A 6,127-nucleotide genomic window follows, 5' to 3' on the forward strand; every position below is an offset into this window, starting at 1 on the left:
ATTCGCCACGAGCTCTCTCCTGTGTAGAGATTCGAGCTATCAACTAATGTGACGAACTTGCGTTCCAGATGACTAGATAGATCACGCGGTATGGGTCCCGGCCTTCGCCGGGACGACACCGAATGTAAGGCTATAGCACCCAATCTCACGCATTCCCGCGATCTTCGCGGAACAAATCCAGCTTCTGCTGCACCGGGCGGTCCGAGAAGCTGAACAGCACGGCATCGTCATCGGCCTCGTGCGTCGCCCATTGCCAGCTCGGCACCACGAACAGGTCGCGCGGGCCCCATTCGAATACGGCATCGCCGATGCGGGTGCGGCCCTTGCCTTCGATCGGACAGAAGACCGTCGCGTCCGTCGAACGATAGCGCGCGGTCTTGAAACCCTTCGGCAGCAACTGGATGAAGGTGCCAATGGTGGGCATCGCGAAATCGCCGGTCTCGGGATTGCTGAACTTCAGCTTCAGCCCGTGGCAGGCGTCCCATTCCTGGCTCGCGCGAGCCTTCTCCAGCGCCTCGCGGGTGTAGGCATAGGGATAGCTGAAGATCGGCGAGGTCTTCGAACTCCGCTTCACGTCGACCGGCAGCAGATTGTGGCCGTAGCGCGCAAAGCTGTCGCCAGCGGGCTTCGTGATCCTCTGCTGGTCCACGTTCGAGCCTTCCGCAAAGGAGCAGTCGAAGAACTGCACCAGCGGGATATCGAGGCCGTCGAGCCAGAACATCGGCTCGTCAGTCTCGTTGGAGTGGTCGTGCCAGGTCATCGACGGCGTGATGATGAAATCGCCGGGCTCCATCGCCGTGCGCTCGCCGTCGACGGCGGTGTGGGCGCCCTTGCCTTCGAGCACGAAGCGCAGCGCCGACTGGCTGTGCCGGTGGGCGGGGGCGACGTCGCCGGGCACCACCATCTGCACGCCGGCATAGAGCGAGGTCGTGATCTTGGACTGGCCGCGCAGGCCCGGGTTCTCCAGCACCAGCACGCGCCGCTCGGCTTCCTTGGCGGTGATCAGCTTGCCGGCTTCCGTCATGTAGTCGCGGATGATTTCGAATTTCCAGAGGTGCGGCCGGCAGGCGCTCTTCGGCTCCGGCGTGATCAAATCGCCCATCACCGTCCACAGCGCGGTGAGATTTTCGCCGTCGATCTTCTTGTAGAACGCCTCGCGTTCCGGCGTCTTGGTCACGGCTTCCATGGTGGCGCTCCCGTCGTTTTGTTGATTGACAGTATACTGACGATCTAGGTAGCGTCAATGTGACGAACGGCTGCCTAGGGCTGTCGTTCCGGGGCACGCGAAGCGTGAACCCGGAACCTCGAGATTCTCAGGTGCGCAAATGTGCACCATAGTTCGATGCTGACGCATCGCCCCGGAATGACGGGGAAAAATTAAAAGGGGGGGTTCCGATGAAGCTGCACGGCTATTTCCGCTCCAGTGCCGCCTATCGGGTGCGGATCGCGCTGAATCTGAAGGGCCTCGGCGCCGAGCACCTGCCGCATCATCTTCGCAAGGGCGAGCAATGCGCGCCCGCCTATCTCGCCATCAACCCGCAAGGGCTGGTGCCGGCGCTGGAGAACGATGGCGGTGCGGTGCTGACCCAATCGGTCGCGATCATCGAATGGCTCGACGACACGCACCCCAATCCGCCGCTGCTGCCGAAGGATCCGCTGCGGCGCGCCAAGGTGAGGGCGTTTGCGCTGGCGATCGCCTGCGACACCCATCCGGTGCAGAACCTGAAGGTGCTGGCGCGGCTGCGCGAGCTGGGGCTTGCCGAGGAGAAGGTCCAGGAATGGGCCGCCTGGGTCAACCGCGAGGGCCTGTCGGCCTGCGAAACCCTGATCAGGGACGAGCCGGGCCCGTTCTGCTTTGGCGATGCGCCGACGCTGGCCGATCTCTGCCTCGTGCCGCAGCTTGCCAATGCGCGCCGCTTCGGCGTCGATGTCTCGGCCTATCCGCGCCTTCTCAAGGCAGAAGCCGCCGCCAAGGCGTTGCCGGCGTTCGCCAATGCGGCACCGGAGAAGCAGCCCGATGCCGAGTAAGCCTCCTCCTCCGATCACGATGGACGCGGTCTATGCCGCGCCGGGCTATCTGTTCCGGCGCATGCAGCAGATCGCGGTCTCGATCTTCATGGAGGAATGCAAGGCGTTCGATCTCACGCCGGTGCAATATGGGGCGCTGATCGCGATCCACACCCATCCCGGCATCGATGCGACGCGGCTGTCGGCGGTGATCGCGTTCGACCGCTCCACCCTCGGCAGCGTGATCGAGCGGCTCCAGGCCAAGGACTATATCGAGCGCAAGCCCGCGCCCGAGGACAAGCGGATCAAGCTGCTCTATCTGACCAAGTCGGGCGCCGCGATCCTGCGCGAGATCATCCCCGCCGTCGAACGCGCCCAGGCGCGCATGCTGGAGCCGCTGAAGCCCGCTGAGCGCAAGACGCTGATGGGGCTTCTGGTGCAGCTCGTCGATCTCAACAACGAAGTCTCGCGCGTGCCGCTGCGGGCCGAGGACGCGCTGGAGCATCTGGGGAAGGGCGGGTGAGGGATTTGCCGAGATAGCAGCGCAGAATTCAACTGTCGTCCCGGACAAGCGAAGCGCAGATCCGGGACCCATACCCGCAGGGAGAAGTTTGGCGAAGACTCGTGGTGACCTGTCTCGCGTTGCAACCACTCCCTGGGGTTATGGGTCCCTGCGTTCGCAGGGACGACATCGAGAGCGTGGCTGCGCCGTCCCCTCACATCCGCAGCAGCGCCTGCCGGTCGATCTTCCCCGTTCCCGTCTTCGGCAGTTCGTCGATGAAGATCACCTCGCGCGGGTATTTGTAGGGAAGCAGCTTGCCCTTGACGTAATCCTGTAGCCGTCGCGTCGCTTCGCTTTGGTCGGTGGCACGGCTGTTCATCACCACCACCGCCTTCAGCGTCATGCGACGATCGGGCAATTCAGCAGCGAACACCGCGCATTCGCGGATGTCGGGGTGGTCGGCGAGGCACAGCTCGACCTCGAGCGGATAGACCCATTGGCCGGAGATCTTGATGAGATCGTCGGCGCGGCCGCGGAAGAAGTGGAAGCCGTCGGCATCGCGCACGAAGCGGTCGCCGGTGTAGATCCAGCCGCCCTCGCGGATGGTCTCGGCGGATTTGTCCGGCCGGTTCCAGTACAGCGGCGTGTTGGAATCGCCGCGCACCCACAGGATGCCTTCCTCGTCGTCGCCGACCTCCCTTCCGTCCTTGTCGCGCAGGGCGACCTCGTAGCCGGGCACGCGCAGGCCGGCGGCGCCGAGCTTTTTCTGCTCGGGGCGATTGGAGAGATAGATGTGCAGCACCTCGGTCGAGCCGAGGCCTTCGACGATTTCGAGGCCGGTGAGAGTCTTCCAGCCGTTGAAGACGTCGGCCGAGAGCACTTCCGCCGCGGAGAGCGCCATGCGCAGCGACGAGAAGTTCGTCTGTTGCGCGCCCTCGGCCTTGGTCAGCGAGGTGTAGAGCGTCGGCAGGCCGAAGAAGACCGTCGGCCTGTACTGCTCGATCGCCGCGAAGATCGTTGCCGGCTTCGGCTGGCCCGGCAGCAGCAGCGTCGTCGCGCCGACCGAGAACGGGAAGGTGACGGAGTTGCCGAAGCCGTAAGCGAAGAAGATCTTCGGCACCGAGAAGCAGATGTCGTCGGGCGTCAGCTTCAGCATGTTCTGGGCGAAGGCCATCTCGCTATAGGCCATGTCGTGCTGGAGATGCACGATGCCCTTGGGCCGGCCGGTCGAGCCGGAGGAGTACATCCAGAACGCCATCTCGTTGCGATTTGTGTCCGCCTCCGCCAGCTCGGCCGGGAATTGCGCAAGCCAGCCTGCTGCCGCGACCGCCGCAGGCGCGGCATGTTCGCCCGTTTCGCCATTGACGACGATCAGCGTGCGCAGGTTCGTGTCCTTGCACGCCTCCGCATTGAAGCGTGCGCAGAATTCGGCCTCGGCCACGGCGACGGTCGCGCCGGAATCGGCGAGATAGAATTGCAGCAGATCCGGCGGCGTCAGTGTGTTGATCAGGAGCGGCACGAAGCCGGCGCGCACCGCGCCGAAGAAGGCGGCGGGATAGGCCGGCGTATCGTCGAGGAACAACAGCACGCGGTCGCCGCGTTTCAGCCCGAGTGAGACGAAGCCGTTGCCCCAGCGGCAAGCCTCCGCGCAGAGCTCGGCATATGTGCGCGTGCCCGCCGCACCGATCAGCGCGAGCTTGTCGCCATATCCCTTGCCGAGATTGTCGAACAGCACGCGGCTGGCGTTGTAGATTTGCGGAACGGCAAAGCCGATCTCGCGTGCGCCCGCGCTGTCCGCGGGCACCTGGTCGCGAATCTCGTTGTTCATGCCTCGTCCCCGCCGTTCTTGGCGGCCTCATAACGCGCCATGAAGGCCGGCGACATCGTGCGCAGGCGGGAATCGTCGATACGCCCGGAACGGGTGATGTAGCTGTAGGCAAAGTCCATCAAATCGAGCTGCATGTGTTCGGCAAAGTGCTCGTACCAGCAGGCCGAGGTGCGCGCAGCGTCGACGAGTTTCTGCACCACCGGTTTTCGCTCGGCCTGGTAGCGAAGCAATGCGGTGTTCAGATGCGCATCCGACTCCAGCGCCTTGACCAGCGCGATCGCGTCCTCGATCGCGAGCCGCGTGCCGGAGCCGATCGAGAAATGCGCCGAGTGCAGGGCATCGCCGATCAGCACCATGTTCTTGAACGACCAGTGCTCGTTCCAGACCCAGGGGAAATTGCGCCATACCGATTTGTTGGAGACGAGGCAGTGGCCGCCGAGCGTATCCGCAAACACCTCCTCGCAGACGCCCTTGGACTGCTCGACGTCCTTGTAGGCGAACCCGTAAGCCTGCCAGGTGGCGTGATCGCACTCGACCAGGAAGGTGCTCATGGTCGGCGAATAGCGGTAGTGATGGGCGTTGAAGGCGCCGCGGTCGGTCTTGACGAAGGTCTGCGACAGCGTGTCGAAGCGCTTCGAGGTGCCGTACCAGACGAACTTGTTGGAGGAGTAGGACAGCGAGGTGCCGAAATCGCCCTCGTAGGCGCGGCGCACCAGCGAGTTCAAGCCGTCGGCGGCGACGATCAGGTCGTGGCCGTTGAGCTGGTCGATCCCGAGAATTTGCGTGTCGAAGCGCGGCGTGACGCCGGCATCGAGCGCGCGCTGCTGCAGGAACTGCAAGAGCTCGAGCCGCCCGATCGAGGAGAAGCCGACGCCGTCGATGGCGACGCTGTCGCCATGGACGTTCAGCGTGATGTTCTCCCAGCTCTCCATATGCGGCGCGATCGCGTCGACCGTCTCGGGGTCGTCGGTACGCAGGAACTCCAGCGCCTGGTCGGAGAACACGACGCCAAAGCCCCAGGTCGCGTCGGCCGGGTTCTGTTCGAACAGGTCGACTTGATCCTCGGGGTGACGCTTCTTCCAGAGATAGGCGAAGTAGAGCCCGCCGGGCCCCCCGCCAATCACGGCGATCCGCAACGTCTGCCTCCCTAATTGACAGTATACTCACTATCTAGGGGTAGACTAATGTGCTCCGGCCTCCCGCGCCAGCAGAATTATCGGCCAAGCGCGGCGCGCCAAAGCTCGCTTCCGGACCCGCGTCTTGCGCGTGTCCGAAGCCGTCAGGCGCGAACCATAGCCAAAGCGCGCCGGCTTGGCCACCCGGGGATCAGACGCAGCGCTTCACGTAGACCCCGTTCACCAGCACCCTGGTACAGCGGACCACCGGAACCGGCTTGCGGACCACGACGGCGGCGTTCGGCCCGGCGCAACCGGCGCGATAGACGCCGCGGGCGCACACGACCGCGTTGGCGTCGGTGGCCTCGAACGTCATGGTCGCCGCGAAGGCGAGAAGCGCAGAAGCAACGAGCAGCAATGAACGCATGTTGTCCTCCCTGTCTTGTCGTGATCGAAATCGATATCTGCAAAAGTTTGTCGCGGCAGGCGTGCGCTGCCTTATCGCGCTGCGAACGGGGCGAGCACCTCCTTGCAGGCAGGCGACAGCGACGCGGCATTGCTCGAGATGCATTGCACGATGCGGCCGCCGCCGGGCGCAACGCCGGCGCACAGCGTGCGGATGTCGGCGCCGCAGGCCGATCGGACGATGAGCAGCTCTTCGCGCGGCCGCAGCGG

General features: G+C 64.5%; 7 protein-coding genes. 2 read left to right on the forward strand and 5 right to left on the reverse strand.

All coding sequences use genetic code 11. The features are described 5' to 3' along the window. Positions 1-145 precede the first annotated feature (145 nt). Entirely contained in the window at positions 146-1,186 is a 1,041-nt protein-coding gene (gene gtdA, locus XI08_RS10245) for a gentisate 1,2-dioxygenase (RefSeq protein WP_271574325.1), read from the reverse strand. Between the two features lie 209 nt (positions 1,187-1,395). Here gtdA and maiA point away from each other — a divergent pair, with 209 nt between their 5' ends. Continuing rightward, the gene (gene maiA, locus XI08_RS10250) at positions 1,396-2,028 is read left to right on the forward strand and encodes a maleylacetoacetate isomerase (RefSeq protein ID WP_271574326.1); all 633 of its coding nucleotides are present in this window, start codon (positions 1,396-1,398) and stop codon (positions 2,026-2,028) included. After that, positions 2,018-2,530, forward strand: a complete 513-nt coding sequence (locus tag XI08_RS10255; protein ID WP_271574327.1) for a MarR family winged helix-turn-helix transcriptional regulator — start codon at positions 2,018-2,020, stop codon at positions 2,528-2,530. Before maiA ends, XI08_RS10255 begins: the two co-directional genes overlap by 11 nt. 193 nt (positions 2,531-2,723) lie before the next feature. Here the strand turns inward: XI08_RS10255 and XI08_RS10260 are convergent, their stop codons facing one another. The 4 genes from XI08_RS10260 to XI08_RS46220 form a co-directional block, all read right to left on the reverse strand. After that, positions 2,724-4,337 carry a benzoate-CoA ligase family protein gene (locus XI08_RS10260; RefSeq protein ID WP_271574328.1) on the reverse strand — a complete coding sequence of 538 codons (1,614 nt, stop codon included), beginning with the start codon at positions 4,335-4,337 and terminating at the stop codon, positions 2,724-2,726. Further along, positions 4,334-5,473 (reverse strand): FAD-dependent monooxygenase, encoded by a 1,140-nt coding sequence (locus tag XI08_RS10265; RefSeq protein WP_271574329.1) that lies wholly within the window; start codon positions 5,471-5,473, stop codon positions 4,334-4,336. The genes XI08_RS10260 and XI08_RS10265 overlap by 4 nt, the downstream gene beginning before the upstream one ends. A gap of 190 nt (positions 5,474-5,663) precedes the next feature. Further along, positions 5,664-5,879, reverse strand: a complete 216-nt coding sequence (locus XI08_RS10270) for a hypothetical protein (protein ID WP_027545164.1) — start codon at positions 5,877-5,879, stop codon at positions 5,664-5,666. 71 nt (positions 5,880-5,950) lie between these two features. Then, positions 5,951-6,127, reverse strand: a 177-nt coding sequence (locus XI08_RS46220) for a cysteine rich repeat-containing protein (protein ID WP_442869793.1), incomplete at its 5' end; no start/stop codon positions are given.

Origin of the sequence: Bradyrhizobium sp. CCBAU 11361 (assembly GCF_028128935.1) — a bacterium.
GTDB lineage: Bacteria > Pseudomonadota > Alphaproteobacteria > Rhizobiales > Xanthobacteraceae > Bradyrhizobium > Bradyrhizobium niftali.